We start from the raw sequence: 726 nt of genomic DNA on the forward strand, positions 1-726 counted from the left end.
AACCGTGATGATGAACATTGCCCCACCACCAATGACTGATAGGATCTGCAATGAGTTAGCAAAACGGTGCTGGAAGAAGATAAAGATAATGAAGACAACTGCAGTAAGCAAAGCAAATGTCCAGTTGTTCATTTTATCTTCATAAGAGTTATTGCCGGCAAAAAGCCAGCCAAATGAAACAACAGTTGAGTTCGCAACATCGACTAGATATGGCAGAGCACAAACCCAGCCAGCCCAGGCCATGAAGTAACCCATTTTATCGCCAGAAGTATGACGAATCCAGGAAGTTAAGCCACCAGTTGTATCAGAGAAAGTGGAACCTAACTGTCCGACCATCATTTCGTATGGGACAACGTACAAAGCAAGCATGATAACCCACTCTGAAATAGTTGCCAAGCCTTGGTTTTTAAAGTTGTAAATAATGTCATCGAAACCAATAACGGTAACAAAATCCATCAAAGCCAATACTGGCCAAGAAATTAGTTTACGCTTATGCGTAGTGTCAAAAGAATCCAAAAATTTACCTCCCCTATGAAACAAAAAACATCATTTCATAGAGATGGCGGTGAATTATTTGAATGCTTCCCTATTTTTTCATTCATTAATTTCTCCCTATTCTCATTAATAGAGACTGTAAAATAGTTTGTGTAAGGATGAATGATTCCTTAAATTTATTTCTTTAAACATTAGAAAAAGGAGTTCCTTTCTCGTATGATTGGTTTGAAC

1 protein-coding gene is annotated in these 726 nt (G+C 38.0%); it reads right to left on the bottom strand.

Annotated features, from left to right (window positions below):
- The coding region (locus WS44_RS09635; protein ID WP_046434133.1) for an amino acid permease at positions 1-516 on the bottom strand (516 nt) is incomplete at its 3' end.
- Positions 517-726: the final 210 nt, after the last annotated feature.

It is taken from the genome of Lactobacillus sp. N54.MGS-719 (genome assembly GCF_000980505.1).
Lineage (GTDB): Bacteria > Bacillota > Bacilli > Lactobacillales > Lactobacillaceae > Lactobacillus > Lactobacillus amylovorus.